The sequence below is a fragment of the Myroides marinus genome (assembly GCF_900109075.1).
In the GTDB taxonomy this organism is placed as follows: Bacteria; Bacteroidota; Bacteroidia; order Flavobacteriales; family Flavobacteriaceae; genus Flavobacterium; species Flavobacterium marinum_A.
On sequence record NZ_FNYS01000002.1, the window covers coordinates 456,179 to 477,916 of the forward strand.

At 34.5% G+C, this 21,738-nt stretch carries 22 protein-coding genes and 1 pseudogene; 7 read left to right on the forward strand and 16 right to left on the reverse strand.

Features of this window, described 5'->3' with window-relative positions; genetic code table 11:
- Window positions 1-4: 4 nt before the first annotated feature.
- The 6 genes from BMX53_RS04410 to BMX53_RS04435 all read right to left on the reverse strand — a co-directional run bounded on the left by BMX53_RS04410 (window position 5) and on the right by BMX53_RS04435 (window position 6,512).
- Window positions 5-880 carry a tetratricopeptide repeat protein gene (locus BMX53_RS04410; RefSeq protein WP_038987606.1) on the reverse strand — a complete coding sequence of 292 codons (876 nt, stop codon included), beginning with the start codon at window positions 878-880 and terminating at the stop codon, window positions 5-7.
- Window position 881: 1 nt separating this feature from the next.
- Window positions 882-1,913 (reverse strand): VWA domain-containing protein, encoded by a 1,032-nt coding sequence (locus BMX53_RS04415; RefSeq protein WP_038987579.1) that lies wholly within the window; start codon window positions 1,911-1,913, stop codon window positions 882-884.
- Window positions 1,914-1,919: 6 nt separating this feature from the next.
- Window positions 1,920-2,924, reverse strand: coding sequence for a vWA domain-containing protein (locus BMX53_RS04420; RefSeq protein ID WP_038987580.1), 1,005 nt, complete (start codon window positions 2,922-2,924; stop codon window positions 1,920-1,922).
- A 2-nt stretch (window positions 2,925-2,926) separates the two neighbouring features.
- A complete protein-coding gene (locus BMX53_RS04425; RefSeq protein WP_038987581.1) occupies window positions 2,927-4,549 on the reverse strand; it encodes a BatD family protein in 1,623 nt (540 codons plus the stop codon).
- Between the two features lie 5 nt (window positions 4,550-4,554).
- Window positions 4,555-5,418, reverse strand: coding sequence for a DUF58 domain-containing protein (locus BMX53_RS04430; protein ID WP_038987582.1), 864 nt, complete (start codon window positions 5,416-5,418; stop codon window positions 4,555-4,557).
- A gap of 89 nt (window positions 5,419-5,507) precedes the next feature.
- Window positions 5,508-6,512: an AAA family ATPase gene (locus BMX53_RS04435; RefSeq protein ID WP_038987583.1), complete on the reverse strand. Its 1,005-nt coding sequence runs from the start codon at window positions 6,510-6,512 to the stop codon at window positions 5,508-5,510.
- Between the two features lie 168 nt (window positions 6,513-6,680).
- On the opposite strand from BMX53_RS04435, the gene BMX53_RS04440 reads away from it, so the two are divergent.
- The 3 genes from BMX53_RS04440 to BMX53_RS04450 are packed head-to-tail and all read left to right on the forward strand — an operon-like array spanning window position 6,681 to window position 9,160.
- Window positions 6,681-7,829 carry a DUF5929 domain-containing protein gene (locus tag BMX53_RS04440; RefSeq protein WP_038987584.1) on the forward strand — a complete coding sequence of 383 codons (1,149 nt, stop codon included), beginning with the start codon at window positions 6,681-6,683 and terminating at the stop codon, window positions 7,827-7,829.
- Entirely contained in the window at window positions 7,822-8,562 is a 741-nt protein-coding gene (locus tag BMX53_RS04445) for a metallophosphoesterase family protein (protein ID WP_038987585.1), read from the forward strand. Before BMX53_RS04440 ends, BMX53_RS04445 begins: the two co-directional genes overlap by 8 nt.
- A 40-nt stretch (window positions 8,563-8,602) precedes the next feature.
- Window positions 8,603-9,160 carry a DUF3575 domain-containing protein gene (locus BMX53_RS04450; protein ID WP_038987586.1) on the forward strand — a complete coding sequence of 186 codons (558 nt, stop codon included), beginning with the start codon at window positions 8,603-8,605 and terminating at the stop codon, window positions 9,158-9,160.
- Window positions 9,161-9,240: 80 nt separating this feature from the next.
- Here BMX53_RS04450 and amaB read toward each other — a convergent pair whose 3' ends face one another.
- The 6 genes from amaB to dut all read right to left on the reverse strand — a co-directional run bounded on the left by amaB (window position 9,241) and on the right by dut (window position 15,051).
- Window positions 9,241-10,788 (reverse strand): L-piperidine-6-carboxylate dehydrogenase, encoded by a 1,548-nt coding sequence (gene amaB, locus BMX53_RS04455; protein ID WP_038987587.1) that lies wholly within the window; start codon window positions 10,786-10,788, stop codon window positions 9,241-9,243.
- A gap of 88 nt (window positions 10,789-10,876) precedes the next feature.
- A complete protein-coding gene (locus BMX53_RS04460) occupies window positions 10,877-11,410 on the reverse strand; it encodes a 3-hydroxyanthranilate 3,4-dioxygenase (protein WP_038987588.1) in 534 nt (177 codons plus the stop codon).
- Between the two features lie 15 nt (window positions 11,411-11,425).
- Window positions 11,426-12,682 (reverse strand): murein hydrolase activator EnvC family protein, encoded by a 1,257-nt coding sequence (locus tag BMX53_RS04465; RefSeq protein ID WP_038987589.1) that lies wholly within the window; start codon window positions 12,680-12,682, stop codon window positions 11,426-11,428.
- 27 nt (window positions 12,683-12,709) lie between these two features.
- Entirely contained in the window at window positions 12,710-13,492 is a 783-nt protein-coding gene (locus BMX53_RS04470) for a lipoprotein insertase outer membrane protein LolB1 (protein ID WP_038987590.1), read from the reverse strand.
- Window positions 13,493-13,574: 82 nt separating this feature from the next.
- On the reverse strand, window positions 13,575-14,585 hold the full coding sequence (locus tag BMX53_RS04475) for a sugar phosphate nucleotidyltransferase (protein WP_038987591.1): 1,011 nt from the start codon (window positions 14,583-14,585) through the stop codon (window positions 13,575-13,577).
- Window positions 14,586-14,613: 28 nt separating this feature from the next.
- Entirely contained in the window at window positions 14,614-15,051 is a 438-nt protein-coding gene (gene dut, locus BMX53_RS04480; protein WP_038987592.1) for a dUTP diphosphatase, read from the reverse strand.
- 247 nt (window positions 15,052-15,298) lie between these two features.
- On the opposite strand from dut, the gene BMX53_RS04485 reads away from it, so the two are divergent.
- From BMX53_RS04485 to xseB, 4 genes are all read left to right on the forward strand, one after another.
- The gene (locus tag BMX53_RS04485) at window positions 15,299-15,559 is read left to right on the forward strand and encodes a hypothetical protein (protein ID WP_038987593.1); all 261 of its coding nucleotides are present in this window, start codon (window positions 15,299-15,301) and stop codon (window positions 15,557-15,559) included.
- Entirely contained in the window at window positions 15,556-15,831 is a 276-nt protein-coding gene (locus BMX53_RS04490) for a Txe/YoeB family addiction module toxin (RefSeq protein WP_038987594.1), read from the forward strand. Before BMX53_RS04485 ends, BMX53_RS04490 begins: the two co-directional genes overlap by 4 nt.
- A gap of 106 nt (window positions 15,832-15,937) precedes the next feature.
- Window positions 15,938-17,419 (forward strand): exodeoxyribonuclease VII large subunit, encoded by a 1,482-nt coding sequence (gene xseA, locus BMX53_RS04495; protein WP_038987595.1) that lies wholly within the window; start codon window positions 15,938-15,940, stop codon window positions 17,417-17,419.
- Entirely contained in the window at window positions 17,386-17,580 is a 195-nt protein-coding gene (gene xseB, locus BMX53_RS04500) for an exodeoxyribonuclease VII small subunit (protein ID WP_038987596.1), read from the forward strand. The genes xseA and xseB overlap by 34 nt, the downstream gene beginning before the upstream one ends.
- A gap of 128 nt (window positions 17,581-17,708) precedes the next feature.
- Here the strand turns inward: xseB and BMX53_RS04505 are convergent, their stop codons facing one another.
- From BMX53_RS04505 to BMX53_RS19175, 4 genes and pseudogenes are all read right to left on the reverse strand, one after another.
- Window positions 17,709-19,061: a mechanosensitive ion channel family protein gene (locus BMX53_RS04505; RefSeq protein WP_240485467.1), complete on the reverse strand. Its 1,353-nt coding sequence runs from the start codon at window positions 19,059-19,061 to the stop codon at window positions 17,709-17,711.
- Between the two features lie 580 nt (window positions 19,062-19,641).
- The gene (locus BMX53_RS04510; protein ID WP_038987597.1) at window positions 19,642-20,547 is read right to left on the reverse strand and encodes an OmpA/MotB family protein; all 906 of its coding nucleotides are present in this window, start codon (window positions 20,545-20,547) and stop codon (window positions 19,642-19,644) included.
- 26 nt (window positions 20,548-20,573) lie between these two features.
- Window positions 20,574-21,338 (reverse strand): exodeoxyribonuclease III, encoded by a 765-nt coding sequence (locus BMX53_RS04515; RefSeq protein ID WP_038987598.1) that lies wholly within the window; start codon window positions 21,336-21,338, stop codon window positions 20,574-20,576.
- A 161-nt stretch (window positions 21,339-21,499) separates the two neighbouring features.
- Window positions 21,500-21,738, reverse strand: a pseudogene (locus BMX53_RS19175) (IS4 family transposase); the annotation flags it as partial.

Sequence of the window (21,738 nt, forward strand, 5' to 3'; positions counted from 1 at the left end):
TATTCTACCAGTCTTTTTTTCTTTTCTCGGCTTGTCCAGCAGCTTTGCCTTTCTCACCACCTTTAGGATTCTTGTCTATCAATCTTTGTTGTACACCCTTCTCATCCTTATTCATCGCGTCTAATATACGATCTATTTGATCCTTACTAGGTGCATTAGGATTGTTTTGTTTAGGTTGTTCACCATCTCCTTTGTCATTTTTATCCTTATTGTCTTTATCTCCTTTATCCTTGTCCTTATCTCCGTCTTTTTTATCCTGATCTTTATTGTCTTTATCCTTCTGATCGTCTTTTCCTTTATCGTTCTTATCTTTCTGATCTTTCTGGTTGTCTTTATTGTCTTTGTTATCTTGATCTTTATTGTCTTTATTCTGATCCTGATTATCTTTATTATCCTTGTTTTGGTCTTTGTTTTGATCCTTATTATCCTTGTTGTCTTGTGGATTATCCTTATTCATTTTTTTCGCTACAGCATAGTTATAACGAGTTTCATCATCTTTAGGATTGTTTAGTAAGGCATTCTTATACGCCTGTTCAGCAGCTTGATAATTTTTAGACTTCATATAAGCATTTCCTAAGTTGTGGTAAGCAATGTGTTTTGCCTCCTTAGTAGTTGCTTTTTGAGCAGCTCTTAAATAAGCAGTTTCAGCCTCCTTATTTAGCTTCTGTTTATACATCGTATTTCCTAAGTTATAGTCTGCAGTAGATTTAGCATCCTTAGAATTTGCAATTCTGTAAGACGCCTCTGCTTGGCTATAGTGTTTGCCTTCGTATCCTTCATTCCCTTTACTTAATGCTCTACCCGCTGATTGAGCGAAAGTACTAAGAGAGAATAATAAGAAAAGTAGTACGTATAATGAGTTTTTCATAATTAGTTGCATGCTATTCTTTTTCATTAAACAGATTAAGTTTCTTCATCCAAATCGTCTTTCTTTCTAGTATGAATAAATCAATAAAGATTAGTAAGAAAGCAAAACCTAAGAACCACTGATATTGAGCTTGGTATTCAGCTATCTGTTGATCCTCGAAGTCTGTTTTTTCTATTTTACTAAGATCGTTTTTAATTAGATCTACAATCTCTTGTGTATTCGAACCATAGTAATACTTACCTCCAGTAGCATCAGCGATATGCTTAAGCGTAGAAGGATTAAGTTTAGTAGTTACTATCTCGTTATCCCAATCTCTTTTGTATTCTATCCCTTTAGCTGTTTTAATAGGAATAGGCCCACCAGTTTCAGTACCAACTCCAATAGTGATAATCTTAACGTTTTTTTCTTTAGCTATCTTGATTGCACTATCCATTTCTTCCCCGTGGTCTTCACCATCAGAGATAAGGATCATTACTTTACTTGTATTAGGGTTGTCATAGAAGTTACTAGCTACATAGATAGCATCTTCGAATGCCGTACCTTGAGAAGACACCATATCAGTGTTCATCGTCTGTAAGTACATCTTAGCCACATAGTGATCTGTCGTAATAGGTAACATCGGGAAAGCTGTTCCAGCATACCCTACTATACCAATTCTATCAGGTCCTAGATTATTGATGATTTGAGAAACTAACTGTTTCATCTTGCTTAATCTATCTGGAGCCATATCCTGAGCTAACATACTCTTAGATACGTCTAAAGTAAATACAATATCTACCCCCTGACGCTTAACAGTAACTACCTTAGTTCCAATTTTAGGATTAACTAATGCTATCACAATAGAAGCTAACGCTAAAAGATAAATAGTAGCCTTGATGATAGGTTTGTTTTTAGATCTATTAGGTGCTAAAGCTTTCATTGCTTTATAAGTAGCAAAAGATTGTTGCTTCTTTTTCTTCCACAACATATCAGCAACGAATACTAGAACTAGTATTGCTACTATAAGTAAAAGAAAAAGATATTTTTTATTGTCTAACTCCCACATAATCTATTATATAAATCCTCTGAAAATAGTTCGTTGTAAAATGAAATCAATACATAATAGAATAAATCCTAAAAGTACAATTAATTGAAATTGGTCATTCGCATTAACGAACTTCTGTTCATCTATTTTGGTCTTTTCTAATTGGTTGATTTCTTCGTAAATATCTTTAAGTTTCTTTGTGTCAGTAGCTCTAAAATATTTACCACCTGTAGTCTTAGCTATTGATTTCATCAACGCTTCATCTAGTTCTACAGGTACTCTTTCGTATACGATCTCTCCGTTTTCTTTGATACCTACTGGAGACTCTGCAAGCCCATTAGTACCGATACCGATAGTATATACTTTGATATTGTATTCTTTAGCAATTTCTGCAGCTAGTTTAGGATCTACTGTACCCGTATTATTAACCCCATCTGTAAGTAAGATGATCACCTTACTCTTAGCAGGACTGTCTTTTAGTCTATTAACAGCAGTAGCTAATCCCACACCTATAGCAGTACCATCTCTTAGTACATTATCATATTTGATACTTCTAAGATCGTTTAAGATTAATATTTTATCACTAGTTACAGGAGTCTTTGTATAAGCCTCTGCAGCGTAGATAACAGTACCTATACGATCAGTCATACGTTGAGATACGAAGTCAGCCGCTACTGTTTTTAAAGCCTCTAGTCTGTTTGGTTTTAAGTCTCTAGCCAGCATACTACCTGATACGTCCATCGCCATCACGATATCTATACCATGCGTAGAGTGTATCTGAGAGTTCACATTGACTGTTTGAGGTCTAGCCATCCCGATAATAATAGCACTAAGAGCTAGTACTCTCAATACGATAGATAAGGGCAGTAACTTTACTAATAGTGAAGTATGCTCTTGTACTCCTTTTATAGTGCTAAGTTTGATTGTAGCACGTTGTTTCTTTCTATTTCTAATCCATACAAATATTGCAATAGGCAATAGAATGAACAGCCAAAAGAACTCAGGGTTTGCAAAAGTTATATTCTTTATCATTATTATTTCTGCTCTTGTTTATAAAGTATAGAATCAAATATGCGCTCTACTAATGTAGGTGCATTCTCATCATCTGCTAGGTAGAATACCCATGCTTGATCTTTGTTCTCACCATGACCGACTAGAACTCCTTGGAATGCTATTTTCTCCTCCTTCTTGTTCTCACTGTTTTTAAATGTAAAGCTTCCTTTTACCTTAGTTCCTGTAATACCATTAGCATTCTCAAATTCCTCATCCTTAAATTCCATATTATCCGTCTTATTGTTCTGAGTCAATAACGAAATAGAATAAGTGATTAATTCTTTTTGAGAATATTTAAATTCGTTAGTAGTAACGATATTGTTTACAACGATGTGGATAGGATCTTCTAGTACTCCAAATCTAAACTGATTAATAGAAGTTACCCCATCAGGTTTTGTCTGTTCTAGTACAGGCTCATTCTTACGCGTTAATACATCAGGAGTAGATATAGTTAATCCAGGATCAGTACCATAAGTACTTGTAATCCATTCCTTGTTCATTAACTTTTTAGTATTATTAAATGTAAACCAGTGATAATCTTCTTCTGAAGTAATATTAACTAAGTATACAATACCAGTTATTAATATTAGTACAGAAGTTACTATAGTAGGTATCCATATGCGTATTCTTTTCTTTTTCTTTTTGCGTTCCTCTCTTAGCCTGATTAACTCTGTCTGTGTAGCAGCAGAGATAGGGTAAGCAGTATTAATACCATCTACTATCTGTTGTATTTTAGTCGTATCTGCTGTTATCTCACCTTCCGTAGGTTGTGATTTAGCGAATTTAACTAAGTCCGCCGCCTCTAGTACGCGTTTTAAATCTTTAATGATATTAGGGTCAAGCTTGATATTCTTATCATTTAAAGTAGCCTTAAGAATCGTAATAATCTCAAATGTAGTAAGTTCCTTAGCTGATATACCAAAAGTCTCTTCTATAAAACTTCTAGTGATAATACTCATATCTGAGTAATAAGGCTTAGCATCACCGCGATTCCAGTTTTTCTTTTCTTCTAGCTTTTTAAGTTTTTTTACAGCCTTCTCAAAAGGTGTTTTATACTTATCGTCTTCAGTTAAGTTTTTATCCTGCTGTCTTTTGATATACCAATAGATAGCAATACCAAGAATAATAGCAAAAACAACAAATAGAATGTAATACCAATAAGTAGAGAAAGAAGCCCCTTCCTTAGAGATATTTTTAATCTCAAACAAAGGTTTTTTGATGGTATCTACCTCTACATCTTGTACATGTATCTGTATAGAATCAGTATGAAACATCTTAGCGTCTACTATAACAGGTACAGCTGGAATAGTATAGTCTCCAGGATCAAACTGTGTTAAGTAGTACTTTTTGATTAATTCCTGAGTGTTATCACTGTTAATCGTATCGATAGGTAATGACTCCACTACACTAAAATGACCAATTTGTTCTGTAGCCGGAAATGTAACGCGGCTTCCAGCATTACCTTGAGTTTTTATAGTGTATAAGAATGTATCTCCTAATTTAATAGCAGTAGTATCTACCTGTGTTTCTACTCTATGTTGTGCTAGAGAAGAAAAAGTAGCTATTAAACAAACAATAACGATATGTAGAAAATTAGATTTCATGTCACTTATCTTGATTTAAAGTATCCTAATAATTTCTTTACATAACTATCATTTACCTCAATATTGATAGTTCCTGCTCCACATTTTTGAAATACTTTTTTAAAGTCCTCTTCGTGCTTATTAAAGTGAGCTGCATAAGCATTTCTTACCGAAGCATCTGAGGTATTTATTAGTTGTTCTGTATGAGATTCAGCATCAAATACATTGATTAGACCTACATTAGGTAGCTCTTTTTCTCTTTTGTCATAGATTCTTATTCCTGTAATATCATGCTTCTTAGCCGAGATCTTAAGTGTCTGTTCAAAAGAGTGAGTAATAAAGTCAGATAAGACGAAAACAATAGCTTTCTTCTTTAGCACTTTAGATAAATACTCTAAAGCAAAGCCTACATCTGTCTTATTACTTTTAGGTTTGAAGTCAATAAGCTCTCTTATAATTCTAAGTACATGTGTTTTTCCTTTTTTCGGAGGAATGAATAACTCTATCTGGTCAGAGAATAGTATAAGCCCTATTTTATCATTGTTTTGAGTAGCAGAGAAAGCCAATGTAGCAGCAATCTCTAATACAATATCTTCTTTAAACTGATCAGATGAACCGAAATTTTCAGATCCACTAACATCTACTAAAAGCATCATCGTCAACTCGCGTTCCTCTTCGAATACCTTGATATAAGGCTCGTTATAGCGCGCAGTTACATTCCAGTCTATAGCTCTTACATCATCACCGAATTGGTATTGACGAACCTCAGAAAAGGTCATACCTCTCCCTTTAAAAGAAGTGTGATACTCTCCTGAAAAAATATGGTCGCTTAAGCGCTTTGTTTTGATCTCAATCTTTTTGACCTTCTTTAAGATGTCCTTAGTTTCCATGACTATACAGCTTTCTAATTAACAAAATCATCAAAACCTATTTACATTAGTTTATAAATAGGTCTTGAGTATATAAAGTTTCCTTACTACTAAGGCACTTCTATTTCGTTTACGATTTGGTTAATGATATCTACAGAAGTAATATTTTCGGCTTCAGCTTCATAAGTAACACCTATTCTGTGACGTAGTACATCTATTACTACAGCTCTAACATCTTCAGGTATTACATAACCTCTCTTCTTGATAAAAGCATAACATTTAGCAGCTAAAGCTAAGTTAATACTTCCACGAGGAGACGCTCCAAAGCTAATCATTGGTTTAAGCTTTTCTAATTTAAATTGTTCAGGATAACGAGTAGCGAAGATGATATCTAAGATATATTTCTCTATTTTCTCATCCATATAAACTTTCTTAACTGCTTCTTGAGCTCTTTGTATCTGCTCTAAAGTAACCACAGCATTAACCTGAGGCTTTTCTCCAGCTAAGTTTTGACGGATTACTAATCTCTCATCCTCTAATTTAGGATAGTCGATAACCGTTTTTAGCATAAAACGGTCCATCTGAGCCTCTGGTAGAGGATAAGTTCCTTCTTGTTCTACTGGGTTTTGAGTTGCCATTACTAAGAATGGTTTGTCTAACTTGAACGTGTCATCACTGATAGTAACTTGTTTTTCTTGCATTGCTTCTAGTAATGCAGACTGTACCTTAGCAGGAGCACGGTTAATCTCATCGGCTAAGATGAAGTTAGCGAATATAGGTCCTTTTCTAATCGAAAAGTCATTTTCTTTTACATTGTAAATCATCGTACCGATTACATCGGCAGGTAATAAATCTGGAGTAAACTGGATACGATTAAAAGAACCGTGTACAGCTTTAGATAAAGTATTAATGGCTAAGGTCTTTGCTAGACCAGGAACACCTTCTAACAGAATATGTCCTTGTCCTAATAACCCAATCAGAAGTCTATCGATCATATGTTTCTGACCAACAATAACTTTATTCATCTCCATTGTTAGAATGTCGATAAAGGCACTTTCCTTTTCTATTAATTCGTTTAATTCACGGATATCATAATTAGATCCTGCTGTGTCCATATTATAGTTTTTTTCTAAAGTAATATACTTTTTTGATTCTTACCGCAAATTCAAAAAATATTCTGTATCTAGTTGTTAATGTATGGTTAAATATAACATAGGCATTTTTGATTTAGGCTTGAATTGTGAGTTTCTTTTTATAATTTTAAGAACAAAAACTAAAATGTTGTGATTAATAAGAGATTACTTATCAAAAATTTACTAGCACATTATGATGAAAACAGTTTTTACGACAAGAAACGTCAATTAAACTTGCATAGTAAGTCGGGTAAAGCCAAATTTCTTAAGCATATATGCGCTTTAGCCAATTCTAACCCAGAGAATAACTCTTATTTATTAGTTGGGATAGAAGACGAAGATAACGAAATAGTTGGAGTTGACTTCTACGATGACAGCAAGATACAGAATCTTGTCAATGCCTATTTAGACAATCCTCCATTTATTACGTATGACAACGTCGCCTTTAATGACCTTCCTAAAGATAAAGTAGTTGGCTTAGTATCTATTCGTTCTATTAATGGATTGACCACCTTTAAACGCAATATTGGAGAAGTAACAGAAGGAAGCTATTTTGTTCGCATAGGTAGCACCTCTGTTCCTGAAGCAGTGGTACCACGTAGTACTAATAGAGATATTGTAAAGAGTATAGAAAAAAACTCACAGAATGACCTAGCAAGTATTTTAGATAGCGTGATTACTTTTATGACTGATTCTCATAGAGATATGAAGCCTAGGTATAATGTATTCAGAGAGCAATTCATCATTTGTTGGGCAGGTAATAAGAAGATGGTCAGAGGTATGCCTTTGTACTCAAGAGTAGATGTAGAGTTTGTTAACGAGCATATTAAGCTTTTTTACTCTGATCTAGACTCAGTGACGATAGCATATAATGGACACAAGTTTGTGATTACAGAGTATTTAAATTTGGGATTAAATGATAAGACTAGTTATTACCCTTTCGAAGAAGTGATGATCTCCTTTTCAGAGAACGGTACTTACTCGATGACTAATACTGTATTATTTAAGGCTCCCTCATATAATAAGAATATATTAGGGCATATCTACGGAAGTAGTCTGAATGTTATTTATAAACTACATAATGACTTAAAACTTTCGACTAAAGAAGAAAGAACCTTAGGTAAGCTGTGTTTTAATATGATGCTATGTTATCTTAATGGTTTTGAGAATGCTAAAGATGAACTAATCTCCGTTAAAGATTATTTAAAATACTCAGATGACCCTCAGCTATTTATAGCCTTTAAAGAAGTAATGCGTATCTTGCGTAAGTTGAAATACGAAACAGAAGTAGATGAGTAGAACATTAGTTATTGGAGATATTCACGGAGGGTATAAAGCATTGTTACAAGTGATGGAACGTGCTAAGGTAACCCCTAGTGATCATTTAATATTCTTAGGAGATTATGTAGACGGATGGAGTGAATCTGATAAAGTAGTAGATTACTTATTAGAATTGAGACAGACACATAACTGTATCTTTTTAAGAGGTAATCACGAGACACTATTAGTAAAGTGGTTAGAAACAGGAATAGAGAATAAACTGTGGGAAGGCAATGGAGGAGACGCTTCTATCAAGTCTTATTCTTTAGATAATATTACACAAGAGAAAAGAGATACACATTTAGCATTCTTTAAGGGATTACAGAACTACCATATAGACGAACAGAATAGATTATTTGTACATGCAGGTTTCACTAATCCCAGAGGGGTAAAAGCAGAATTCTTTGAGGAATATCTATATTGGGACCGCACACTATGGGAGATGGTAATGTCGATAGACAGTACGATTAACACAGAAGATAAACGTTACCCTAGAAGATTACTTCATCACAGTGAAATATATATAGGCCATACTCCTGTCACTAATTTTGGGTTTAAGCATCCTATGAACTTTGCAAATGTGTGGAACATAGATACTGGAGCTGCTTTTTTTGGATGTATATCTGTTCTAGATGTTGCTACTAAAGAGTTTTGGCAGAGTGATTCAGTAGCTAGTCTATACCCAAATGAGGAGGGTAGGAACCATAAATAAGAAACGCTTTTACTATATTTGTCAAAAATAATAAGGTTATATGAAAAAATTATGTCTAGTACTATTACTTCTTGTAGGTACGATAGGGGCTAGAGCCCAAGCTGTTAATGAGGTAAAAATTAACGTATTTAATACTTTAGCTTTAGCTTCTGTAGAATTAGGTTACGAGCACTTTATTGGACACAACCAATCAATTGGTGCAAACTTTAATATCAATGATCGTTTTTCTTATCACAAAGAAAAAGGAGGAAAGAATCAAAAGTTTAATACTAACAGTTTAGTAGTTAACTACAATTATTATTTTGGTGGTAAGAATGGAGAACACGGAAGTGGATATGTAGTATCACCATTCTTAAAATACCGTTTTGGAGATTTTAAAGAAGATCTTTGGAGTGCAGGTGATAACATAGCTATAACTCATAAAACTGACATGGATAGCTTTATCTTCGGTGTTGCTGGTGGGTATAAGTGGACTTTAGGAGATTCATTTACGATTAATCCATTTGCGTCTATCTCTAGAAACTTCAGTAGTGAAGTGAATGATAGATTCTCAGCTATTGAGTTTAACGCTGGAGTTAATTTAGGATACAGATTCTAAGAGATTTAAACATAAAATATAAAAGGTGCTTACATCAGTAAGCACCTTTTTTTATGATTTATATTTTGAGTATAATCTTATTAAAAATCAAATTTAATACCCTGAGCTAACGGTAACTGAGTACCATAGTTGATTGTATTAGTCTGTCTTCTCATATAGGCTTTCCACGCATCTGATCCAGACTCTCTACCACCACCAGTTTCTTTTTCTCCACCGAATGCACCACCAATCTCAGCACCCGAAGTACCAATATTTACGTTAGCGATACCACAGTCAGATCCAGCGTGTGATAAGAATAATTCCATCTCTCTCATATTATTTGTAAAGATAGATGATGACAACCCTTGAGGAACATCGTTTTGCATAGCGATAGCCTCTTCGATCTCTTTGTATTTCATTACATATAAGATAGGAGCAAAAGTTTCTGCTTGTATGATTTCAAAACTGTTTTTACCTTCTATGATACATGGTTTTACGTAGCATCCACTTTCATATCCAGCACCTTCTAATACACCACCTTCCACGATGATTTTTCCACCCTCCGACTTCGCTTTTTCGATAGCGTTTAAGTAATCTTGTACAGCACCCTTATCGATAAGTGGTCCTACGTGGTTTTCAGCATCTAGAGGATTGCCTATTTTTAGTTGAGCATAAGCTTTTTGTAGTACATCTATTGTTTTGTCATACACACTCTCATGTACTATTAATCTTCTAGTAGATGTACAACGTTGCCCTGCAGTACCCACAGCACCGAATACAGCACCTACTAATACCATATTGATATCCGCGTGCTCTGATACGATGATAGCATTATTACCACCTAATTCTAAGATAGTATTACCGAAGCGCTCTGCCACAGTTTTAGATACGTGTCTTCCGATACGTGTAGAACCTGTAAATGATACTAAAGGAATTCTAGGGTCAGTGTTGATAAGATCTCCACACTCGTTACCTGTTACTAGGTTACATACCCCCTCAGGAATATTGTTCTTTTTAAATACGCCAGCTATAATATTTTGACATGCTATACCACATAATGGTGTTTTAGAGCTAGGTTTCCAGATACATACATCACCACATACCCAAGCTAACATAGTATTCCAGCTCCATACAGCTACAGGGAAGTTAAACGCAGAGATAATACCTACGATACCATAAGGATGCCATTGCTCATACATTCTGTGCATAGGACGCTCAGAGTGCATTGTAAGTCCATATAATTGACGTGATAGTCCTACAGCGAAGTCACAGATATCTATCATCTCTTGTACTTCACCTAGACCTTCTTGAAGGCTTTTCCCCATCTCATAAGACACTAGTTTCCCTAAGTACTCTTTTTTGTTTCTCAGTTCTTCACCTATTTGTCTTACCAGCTCTCCTCTTTTAGGAGCAGGTACTAATCGCCAGCTTTTAAAGGCCTCCTCAGCAGTAGCCATTACTTTTTGGTAATCTTCTTTTGTTGAAGTTTTTACCGTAGCGATAAGTTTACCATCTACAGGAGAATATGATTCGATAATCTTTCCATTAGAAAAAGAGTTAAGACCAGTAGAAGAACCATTGTTCTCAGCTGTTAGTCCTAACTTCTCTAGTACTTCCGAAATACCAAATTGGTTATTAGATGTCGTCATTTTTAATTTTTTATAGTTTGTAATTGATTGTTACTTGCTAATATAAAAAAAAATATGACAGTGGAGCTATCTATTGTACAGAGTATTACTATTCTATGAATTTAGCATCTGCAGGCATTACAGTATTACAACACTCACATGTTCTCAATTTCTCTGAAGAATAGAAGTGTTTAAAGTGTGGTAAGAAGTCTTTTTCGATATCTGTTAGTAAGAAGTATACTTCATATAACTTGTGATTACAGTTTTCACAATACCAGATAAGCCCATCCTTTGCATTTGGGTCTTTTCTTTTTTTCTCTACTACTAACCCTACAGAGTTCTCTGTGCGGATAGGAGAGTGCGGTACTTTAGCAGGGAGTAAGTAAATATCTCCTTCGTTTAAAGTGATACGTTTGCGTTCGCCATCTTCTTGTATATCGATATATATAGTTCCTTCTAATTGAAAGAAGAACTCCTCCGCCTCATTATAATGAAAATCTTTTCTAGCATTAGGGCCTCCTACTACCATGATGATATAATCAGATGCCTCAGGATAGATATTTTTATTACCTACAGGTGGTTTTAATAAGTCTTTGTTTTCTTTTATCCAGTTAAATATATTGAAAGATGATTTCGTATCCATAGATTATTATATGAATTAATTACTTCTGCTCAACCAACTTTGTGGGTTGTATATATCTGTATTACGAGACAGTAAGAACTTAAGTACAGTCTGTCCAGTACTATTCGTACTAATAGAGCCTATATCTTGTTTTAGACTTACTTTGTCTCCTTTTTTCACAGATACATCCGCTAAGTTTTGGTATACAGTGATGTAATCTCCGTGTTGTATTAATACAGCTTTATTTCCTCCAGGCAGTACTTGTACTTGTAGTACTTCTCCTCCGAATACAGCTCTTGCTCTCGCACCAGCTTCAGTTGTAATTTCTACACCACTATTGTGAATGGTTAATTGCGTTTGTACAGGGTGTGGCTGATCTCCATAAGGAAGAGATATATATCCCTTACTTACTGGCCAAGGTAGTTTACCTTGATTAGATCTAAAGTTATCAGCTACTATTTTTCCTTCAGGAGTAAGCTCGAATGCTGTAGCACTACTAGATGAAGTAGTTGACTTAGTAGTCTTTTTACCTTCTCTAGCAGCTTTTTCTCTAGCGATACGGTTAGCCTCTTCGATAGCTTCTTTGATTAATTGTTTAATCTTTCTATCGATAGCCTTAGTCTCCTCCTGTTTCTTTTTGATATGTTCGTTATACTTCTTCTGATCTTGTTGTACTACAGACATTAAGTTTTGTTGTTCACCTAAGTCCTCTTGTAATTCTTTCTCATTGTTTTGTTGCTCTACTAATAGCTTTTGTTGCGTAGCTTTTTGTGAGCTCAGTTTACTTAGAGCAGCTTTAAGAGCCTCTGCTTTCTCCTTTACTTCCTCTGCTTGTGATTTTCTATAGTCAGCATATTGCTTCATATATTGCACACGTTTATAAGCCTGTAAGAAGTTGTCAGATGATAATACGAACATAAGTTTACTTTGACTAGACTTCGTCTTATAAGACTTCAGTACTAGATCAGCGTATTCTTTTCTAAGTTTAGCAAGTTCAGTTTCTAGTGAATCTACCTCTTTTTGAGTTTTAGAGATATTAGCGTTAGTTACTGCTATCTGCTTCTGTACATTGCTGATTAACTGTCTGTTTAAGTTAATCTTTCTGTTGTTTTCACTGATGACAGATAGGATATTACGCTCCTTAGTTTTTTCCTTTTTAAGTAAGTCTCGGACAATATTAATTTCTACAAGTATCTGTTGCTTTCTACGTTCCAGTTGCTCTTGCGTTTCTTTCTTTTGGCCGTGGGCTAAAAAGGTACATATTAAAAATAAGGATAAATACGCTTTTTTCATGGGTAGATTACTTCTTGTTTGATCTTATTATTTGATTCCGACTTTTTTATAACCTGCTGGTACCTTGTAATTAAAGTTTAAACTTTCATTAAAAGTAACATTGTCATAACGGATGTTCAAATGTAGGGTTTTTTCTTGTCTTGCATTCACATTTATTTCACTTGGAACAGTATATTTACCCACTTTTTTATATTCTGGATAAGATATAGTTACTAATCTGTTACTAGAAGGTTGAGAAATCTCTTCTTTTTTAAGTAAACCATTCTGATCCTCGAAGAAGTAAGCAGACTGAATATCCTCTTCTACCTTTGATTTTATTTTGTGTAATCCATCTTCGATAGTAGCTACATATTTAGTAGCTTCAGACTTAGTGTCTAAAGCTTGTCCTAGTAATATATTCTGAAATTTATTGAAATTTAGATCTGTACCTACCCACTTACTCAGCATACTGAAGTCACCTTCGAAGTATACCTTGTTCCATTTCTCATAGTACTGTACTCCTTGAGGAGTCACATATACCTTAGCGATAGGAATACCTATAAAACGTACGTTAAGAAGTATCTGTTTGTCTTTTTCTATAAAGATATCCATTGACACCTTCTTCGTATCGCCATTGTCATCATAAGTTGATGTAGTACGGATAGCAGTAGTCTGAAAGTCTAGATTTTGTTTGCTGTGATTATTAAGTATAGTTAATACAGTCTTAGCATTACTAGCTTCTCCCTCATCTAATACATTGTCTATGTTTTTCTTTTTACACCCTACTACTAAGAATAATGTGCATAGAATTAGTAAAGATATCTTCTTCATAATTGTTATAAACCTATTTATAGGAGCAAGATAGATAAAAAAAATCCGTTTTAAATAAGTTTAAAACGGATTTAGGAATTTTTTAGTCTAATACAGAATAGTCACCTATACTGATACTAGTATGTTTACCATCATAAGTAGCGTGGTTACCTACCATCGCATTATCTAGATTAGCATTCTTAATTGTTGAGTTTGTTTGGATCAAACTGTTTTTGATTGTAGCGTTTTCTACTTTACAGTTATCACCTAGAGATACATTAGGACCTACAGTAGCATTTACTAATACTACATTCTCTCCGATATAACATGGACGAATGATAGTACTGTTTTCTAACACTACATTCTCAGAGATATAGTTCTCTTTATCTTGTTCTAAGAATCCTAACATTCTATTATTAGTATCTACAGTAACATTTTTATTACCACAATCCATCCACTCATCTACTTGACCAGGAACAAAACGCATTCCTTTTTGTTTCATGTTTTCTAGAGCATCTGTCAGTTGGTATTCACCACCTTTGATAATATTGTTGTCTAATAGATATTCTAATTCTTTGCGCAATGTCTCTCCACTTTTAAAGTAGTAGATACCGATGATTGCTAAGTCAGATACGAACTCTTTTGGTTTCTCTACGAAATCCACGATGTCGTTCTTCTCATTTAATTGTACTACACCGAATGCACTAGGATCTTCTACTTGTTTTACCCAGATTACACTGTCTGCATCTTTCTCTAAGTTAAAGTCAGCGCGGAATAGCGTATCAGCATAAGCTACTACGATAGGCCCTTGCATCGCTTCTTTAGCACATAAGATAGCATGAGCTGTACCTAAAGCTTCATTTTGGTAGCAGATAGTTCCTTTAGCTCCCAGCTTAGTAGCGATAGCTTTTAAGTCTTCTTCTACTTGTTTTCCAAAGCTTTCGTGAATGATGAATGCGATTTCCTCAATTGTATCATTAAGTACTTTTGCGATATCTTCTACCAATCGATGTACGATAGGCTTCCCTGCGATAGGAATTAATGGTTTAGGTACTGTTAATGTATGGGGACGTAGTCTAGATCCACGACCTGCCATTGGTACGATAATTTTCATCTTATTACTCTCTATTGTATTTCGTTCACTATTTTACTCCTGTACTTCCAAAACCTCCTGTACCTCTCTCTGTATCAGAAAGCGTATCTACTGGTTGCCATTGGATCTGTTCATATTTAGCTATTACCATTTGAGCGATTCGCTCTCCATCCTCGATAACGAACGGATCTTTTGATAAATTCACTAAGATAACTCCGATTTCACCTCTATAATCTGCATCAATAGTACCAGGACTGTTTAGTAAGGTAATTCCTTTTTTTGCAGCTAACCCACTTCTAGGTCTTATCTGTGCCTCATATCCGTCCGTTAGTTCGATGAATAAACCTGTAGGTACTATTGCTCTTTCTAACGAGTTTAAGGTGATAGGCTCACTGATATTAGCTCTTAAGTCCATACCTGCAGACTGACTAGTCTCATAGTTAGGTAAGGCATGCTTTGATTTATTGATGATTTTTACAGTAGTCATATATCTTTTTTATTGGATAACAAATATAAAAAAGATATAATGATTATGAGCAATTAATAAGACTATCTATATACTGTATTGCACTGAGTATTTTAATACTTCTACAGTAGTGTTTCTATCAAGAGGGTTAATGCTAAGAAATTGTATGTTAGTTATTTTGAAGTTAAAACTGTTGATATTGATTGTTTTAGCGATTTAATAAGTATATTTGTGTACATTTATGTGTACACATTTAAAAACATAAGATATGTCAGTTTTACAAATTACAGCAAGAGATTTTAGAGAGAAACAAAAAGATTATTTTGATCTAGCTGATAGAGGTGAGAGAGTAATTATAAAAAGAGGTAGTACTAAGGCTTATATACTAACTCCAGTTTCTATTGATGACTTACAATTAACTGCTGAAATGGAGTTAAGAATAAAAGAATCATTAGATGAAATAAAAGAAGGAAATAGTACGCGAATAGAAAGTATTGAAGCATTAGACCGCCATCTAGATTCTTTATGAAATATAGTTTAGAATTTTCTAAGAGAGCAGATAGAGATATCTCCAGCCTAAAGAAGACAGACCCTATTGCCTTTAAAAAATTAAGGAAACTGTTAGGAGAGTTGACTGAACACCCATATTCAGGTACAGGAAAACCAGAACTTTTAAAGTATGATTATGCAGAGTGTTATTCTAGGAGAATTAATAGTAAACATCGTTTAGTTTATTCTGTTAGAGAAGAGCTAGTGACTGTTTATATTATCGCAGCTATAGGACATTATAATGATAAATAAAAGAGAACCTTTAGGCTCTCTTTTTTCATTTATAGAAGTCTATATTTAAGTGCATATCTATCAGAAAGATTGTATTTTTGGGCAAAACAGTTTTGACCGAATAGTTATGAATGTAGAGTATAAATATCATCGACTTAGCAATATCCTCTCTAGGGTAAAGACTTTAGTGGATGAAGCTATATCTAATCACTACTTCTGGTTAAAGGTAGAAATAGCTCAGATAAGAGAAGATCGTAAGGGGCATATCTATTTAGAGTTAGTAGATAATGAGGAGGGAGTAGTATTAGCTAGAAGTAGAGCGAATATCTGGCAGACTAATGCCAGAGCTATTAAGAATACACTAGGCAATAATGCTGATGACATCCTTAAAGAAGGGTCAGAGATTTTGTGTTATTGTGAAGTGACATATAGCATCCTGTACGGGATGTCTATCAATATTGTTCAGATAGATTTATCCTATTCACTAGGAGAGGTAGAACGAATCAAACAAGAGAACCTAAATAAACTTATCAAACTAGGCTATACAGATCTAAATAAGCAATTGACAATCCCCCTAGTTTTACAACGTATCGGCTTAGTGAGCTCTGAGAATACAGCAGGCCATGCAGACTTTATGAAACAACTACAGGTAAACGAAAATAACTTTCAGTTTGCGATTGATCATTATAATTGTCAAGTACAAGGTGATAATGCTGTATCATCTATTCTAGGAGCATTAGCCTCTATACCTGCTAATACTTATGATATCGTCGTAATTATTAGAGGAGGAGGATCAGCATTAGACCTAGATGTGTTTAATAACTATGAGTTAGCAGTAGCTATAGCTTCATGTCATACACCTGTATTCTCTGGTATAGGTCATGAGACAGATAGTACCTTGGCTGATTATGTAGCAGCTTTCTTTTTTAAAACGCCTAGTGCTGTAGCAGCTTATATAGTAGAACGCACTACACAGTATTATGTATATGTCTGTCAGACTTATGATAATATCTTACAGCTGTATAAGAATAGAGTCAGAGAAGAGAATCACTTTATAGAAGTATCTGAACGTGAGATACGCTTATATGGACTAGCTCATTCTAAGCAGAAAAAGGAATATCTACATACACTGTCTAATAGACTGATAACAGAAGTCAGAAAACACATTAATAGAGAAGAATCATTTATAGAAGGGGCAACCCAATCTGTATCTTATCGAGCTCAACGAATCACGCATAAAGAGAAACAGACCATAAATGAGAAGGCTAGATTAGTGACCTTCTTAGCTCAGCAGAGTATAGAGGTACATAAACACAAACTCTCTACTTCACTAGAGCGATTAGTGTACCAAACTAAAGGTAGAATAAAGAGAGAGCAGATCAAACTCTCTACTTATGAAGAGATAACTACAGCTTATGATCTAAGTACCATCCTTCGCAAAGGCTTCGCTATCGTAATGCACAATGGTCAACTTCTGAACGAAGACAGTACACTAGTGATAGGTGATGAACTAGAAATAGCGGTTTATAATAAAAAGTATATAATTAAATTAGCAGAAATAAAAGAAGTCAACCAATGGAACAACTTACTTACGAAAAAGCAGCATTAGAGTTAGAAGAAATTCTAAATGACTTAAAGAACGATGAAGTAACAGTAGACGAACTAGCGAGTAAAGTAGAACGTGCGTCTAAACTGATCGTATTCTGTAAAGAGAAACTTACTTCTACAGAACAACAAGTAGAAGGTATTATAGAAAAATTAGGACTATAAAAAACGAGGACTTTAGCAGATGCTAAAGGCCTCGTTAGTCGTATGTAGTTTGCTAATTTTTAGTTTTCCTTTCATGTCTAAGGAAAGACAAGGTCTATTGAGTAGCTACCTATGTATTATGCCTTATATTATAAGTGAAGATTTTTATTCTTCACATTCTCTCCTAATGCACTATTGTGTATGAACTGGCGTACATCATCAGATGACGGTAGCTCGAATACATCTAAGTGGAAGTAATCTACAGCTGCCAATACGTGGTCAAAGATATCAGCCATAATATTCTCATATACAGCCCATACAGTAGTATTAGTAAACATGTATAGCTCTACCGGTAATCCGTGTTCTGTAGGCTGTAGATGTCTTACCATCAGTGGATACTCTTTGTGTATATTCGGATTCTGCTGTATATATCTAGTTACATAAGCTCTAAACATACCTATATTAGTAATCCTTCTACCATTAATAGGCATAGACTGATCTGCACCTGTCAGCTCGTTGTACTCCTCTATTTCTTTTTGACGTTCTTCTATATAAGGAGCCAGTATCTGTATCTTTTTTAATAGTTCTATTTCATCTTTCTCTAAGTATCGTATAGAAGATATCTTGATATTAATGCTTCTCTTTATCCTTCTACCTCCAGAAGTTTGCATCCCTCTATAGTTCTTAAACGAATCACTGATCAATAAGTGTGTAGGGATAGTGGTGATGGTCTTATCGAAGTTTTGCACCTTCACTGTACTTAGGTTCATCTCTAGTACTGTACCATCTGCACCATACTTAGCCATCTCTATCCAGTCACCTACGCGTACCATATCATTAGACGATACCTGTATACTCGCCACAAACCCCATAATCGTATCTTTAAATACCAAGATTAAGATAGCTGATGCTGCTCCTAGAGATATCAAAAACTTCACTGGGTCTGTACCTGTGACAATAGAGAAGATAGTCACTCCTGAGAAGAAGTATAAGAAGATGCTAAACACCTGTGCATAACTGTCTAATGGTTTGTCTATCAGTTTAGGTTTAGTCTTCATATAATCTCTAAGACTTCGGATAAGAGATCTCAGTACTAAGGTTATCGTCACAGTCAGTAAAATAGCTGTCACAGACATCATAAAATTAGTCAAATGTGGAAACCCTAAAAAGAATATTGGGAACAATATCTTAGCTAATGCCACGGGTATTAGGTGAGTGACATTGTGAAAAAACTTATTGTCTACTAACAAATCATCAAACGTAGTCTTAGTCTTACTGGAAAAAGCTTTGACTAATACGATAAAGAAATTCTTCAGCACATAATCTAGTATGAACATACATATACTGAATGAGAGTACTAGTAGTATAGCTGTGACTACATGGGTACCATATTCTGATAGATTTAGAAAATCCAACAGATTAAAGAACCACATATATAGGCCACTGTAGTTCTCTGGATCTAAGATATCCTGTATGTTGTTTACTATAGAGTCATTGTTCATAATATGAATGCTACTTGAGTTGATGATTTTTATTAATATAAGGATAATGTAGCACAACTGCAAATCGGCTGCTACATTGCTCTGCGAAAATTAAATATTTTTAAAGAGTTTACCTCATACTAAAGATGTTTTTATGAGAGATTTAATAGGAGCTTTTTTAGTATACAGGACTTTTATTGTTTTCTTGACCTTATTTATACAGTTTGATTGTTGTTCATAATGAGAAATAATGGGCTTGTTCAAGACAGGTTCACTCTAGTTATTATTGACTTTTTTAGCTTTTTATTGAAATTACTTTTTTGCGTATTCGAATGGGAGTGCTAGTACAATGCTAGTATAGTGTAAGTATAGTGCAAGTACCAAAATACGGTGATATTGTACTTAGACTATACTTACATTGTGGAAAAAGTATGTTAGGATATGAACTAAAATAGGATTATTTACTTTTTTATTAGGGTTGTTATGAGTAATTAATAGGCAAGGAGGAAAAATAAAAAAGGTGAAGTACGATGTACTTCACCTTTTAGTATATGTGGAGATATGTTATAGTCTCTTGATTCTTATGTTATTATATGCCGTCTTACAGCTGATTAAGCATAGAGTTGATCTTGTCTAGATTAGGAGTCAAGATTACTTCTATACGTCTGTTTTTAGCTTTTCCTTCTGGAGTGCTATTGCTCATTAGAGGAGCGAACTCACTTCTACCTGCAGCTGTTAGATTGCGTTTATCTATGCTCGGTGTCTGCTCTAATATAGATACTATAGTCAGTGCTCGCTTAGTAGATAAATCCCAGTTCGTCTTCACGCCATCACCTAGATTACCTAATATCTTATCGTTATCAGTATGCCCTTCTATTAGTACAGTGATATCTGGGTTGTCTGCTAGTACTTTTCCTAATTCTACTACAGCATCTTTACCTTCGTCACTGATATTCCAGCTACCTGATTTGAACAAGAGTTTGTTTTCCATAGATACATACACACGACCATTTTTCTGCTCGATAGTCAGTCCTCTACCTTCGAATGCATTTAGTGCTTTAGATAGATTGTCTTTTAGAGTGCGCATCTGTTTATCATTAGCTGCTAAGATACTCTCTAGCTCTGCTACTCGTTTAGATTTCTCTTCTAGCTCAGTCTTAGCCTTAGCTAGACGTGCTGCTTCAGCTTTTAGCGTCTCAGCACTGTGCTTTTCTAGATTGTTATACGAACTCTCTAGATCTTTTAACTTGTTCTGAGCAGCAGCTATTTCTGCATTAAGGTTACTTCTTTCTTGTTGAAGTTCTTTTAATTGATCAGCTAGTTGGCGTTTGATATTCTCTAAGTCAGTATTCGAACTATTCATTAGATCTAGTTCACCACTCAGTTTTTCGTTTTCTGCTAGTGTATCTTTGTATTGTTGGTCTAGTTCATTGTATAATTTTCTAGTCACACATGAAGACAACAGGGTTACCGCTAGCAATCCTAAGCAAATTCTTTTAATTGACATAGTATTGGGGTTTTTAGGGGGATATATTATGCGTCTATTTCTACTAATATAGGGCAGTGGTCAGAGTGCTTTACATCAGGTAGTATAGTAGCGTGTTTTATCTTAGCTCTTAGAGGTTCTGTCACTAAGTGATAGTCTATCCTCCATCCTTTGTTATTATTACGAGCATTAGCTCTATATGTCCACCAGCTATAGTTATGTGGCTCTTGGTTAAACATACGGAAGCTATCTATAAATCCGTTGTTGATAAACTTGTCTAACCACGCGCGTTCTTCTGGCAAAAATCCTGATACCTTAGCGTTGCGTATAGGATCGTGAATGTCTATAGCTTCGTGACAGATGTTGTAGTCTCCACAGATAATAAGATTAGGGATTTCTTTTTTCAGATTATCTACATAAGTAAAGAAGTCATCCATATACTTATATTTAAAATCTAGCCTTTCTATATTAGATGCAGATGGTAAGTATAGTGACATCACTGATACTCCGTCGTAATCTACACGTACATTTCTACCTTCGAAGTCCATATAGTCTATACCTGTCCCGAACACTACATTTTTAGGTTCTTGTTTACATAAGATAGCTACTCCACTATATCCTGCTTTTTGGGCTGGGTAGTAGTACTGATATGGGTATCCAGCAGCAGCGATATCCGCTACAGGTACTTGATCCTCTTTAGCTTTTATTTCTTGTAGACAGATGATGTCAGGATTTTCTTCTTGTATCCAGTCTATAAAACCTTTGTTTATAGCAGCGCGAATACCGTTTACGTTATATGAGATAACTTTCATGTATTATTTCGATGTTGATTTAAAAATCAAAAATAGAAAAAATATATATTTTGAATCATTAGTGTCCGATAAAACTTATTATCAATAGAATTTTCAATCATATTATATTGATAATCAGTTTTATATACTTTTAATTTCATACTAAACCTAGAAATAGGCTCTCAGAACAAAGAGAGTTGTTTTATCTTTTGAACCTCAATAATCCAATCTTGTTCAGGATTTTCTAAGAAATGTAATAGTTTAATATAGTTAAACAGATGGATCTTACAAAAACTTACCAAATTTGAGAAAGCCCAACTTCTTGTAAGCTTTTTCTTAATCACAGATATGAGTAAATTTACTATCAAAACACAGTATATCTGTATTTTAATAGCATTCTCATTATCTCCTAAAAAGTACT

Bases quoted from the DNA above. Each gene is read 5' to 3' on its own strand.
- BMX53_RS04410 (WP_038987606.1), bottom strand. From the start codon at position 880: ATGCAACTAATTATGAAAAACTCATTATACGTACTACTTTTCTTATTA.
- BMX53_RS04415 (WP_038987579.1), bottom strand. From the start codon at position 1,913: ATGTGGGAGTTAGACAATAAAAAATATCTTTTTCTTTTACTTATAGTA.
- BMX53_RS04420 (WP_038987580.1), bottom strand. From the start codon at position 2,924: ATGATAAAGAATATAACTTTTGCAAACCCTGAGTTCTTTTGGCTGTTC.
- BMX53_RS04425 (WP_038987581.1), bottom strand. From the start codon at position 4,549: ATGAAATCTAATTTTCTACATATCGTTATTGTTTGTTTAATAGCTACT.
- BMX53_RS04430 (WP_038987582.1), bottom strand. From the start codon at position 5,418: ATGGAAACTAAGGACATCTTAAAGAAGGTCAAAAAGATTGAGATCAAA.
- BMX53_RS04435 (WP_038987583.1), bottom strand. From the start codon at position 6,512: ATGGACACAGCAGGATCTAATTATGATATCCGTGAATTAAACGAATTA.
- BMX53_RS04445 (WP_038987585.1), top strand. From the start codon at position 7,822: ATGAGTAGAACATTAGTTATTGGAGATATTCACGGAGGGTATAAAGCA.
- BMX53_RS04450 (WP_038987586.1), top strand. From the start codon at position 8,603: ATGAAAAAATTATGTCTAGTACTATTACTTCTTGTAGGTACGATAGGG.
- amaB (WP_038987587.1), bottom strand. From the start codon at position 10,788: ATGACGACATCTAATAACCAATTTGGTATTTCGGAAGTACTAGAGAAG.
- BMX53_RS04460 (WP_038987588.1), bottom strand. From the start codon at position 11,410: ATGGATACGAAATCATCTTTCAATATATTTAACTGGATAAAAGAAAAC.
- BMX53_RS04465 (WP_038987589.1), bottom strand. From the start codon at position 12,682: ATGAAAAAAGCGTATTTATCCTTATTTTTAATATGTACCTTTTTAGCC.
- BMX53_RS04470 (WP_038987590.1), bottom strand. From the start codon at position 13,492: ATGAAGAAGATATCTTTACTAATTCTATGCACATTATTCTTAGTAGTA.
- BMX53_RS04475 (WP_038987591.1), bottom strand. From the start codon at position 14,585: ATGAAAATTATCGTACCAATGGCAGGTCGTGGATCTAGACTACGTCCC.
- dut (WP_038987592.1), bottom strand. From the start codon at position 15,051: ATGACTACTGTAAAAATCATCAATAAATCAAAGCATGCCTTACCTAAC.
- BMX53_RS04485 (WP_038987593.1), top strand. From the start codon at position 15,299: ATGTCAGTTTTACAAATTACAGCAAGAGATTTTAGAGAGAAACAAAAA.
- BMX53_RS04490 (WP_038987594.1), top strand. From the start codon at position 15,556: ATGAAATATAGTTTAGAATTTTCTAAGAGAGCAGATAGAGATATCTCC.
- xseA (WP_038987595.1), top strand. From the start codon at position 15,938: ATGAATGTAGAGTATAAATATCATCGACTTAGCAATATCCTCTCTAGG.
- xseB (WP_038987596.1), top strand. From the start codon at position 17,386: ATGGAACAACTTACTTACGAAAAAGCAGCATTAGAGTTAGAAGAAATT.
- BMX53_RS04505 (WP_240485467.1), bottom strand. From the start codon at position 19,061: ATGAACAATGACTCTATAGTAAACAACATACAGGATATCTTAGATCCA.
- BMX53_RS04510 (WP_038987597.1), bottom strand. From the start codon at position 20,547: ATGTCAATTAAAAGAATTTGCTTAGGATTGCTAGCGGTAACCCTGTTG.
- BMX53_RS04515 (WP_038987598.1), bottom strand. From the start codon at position 21,338: ATGAAAGTTATCTCATATAACGTAAACGGTATTCGCGCTGCTATAAAC.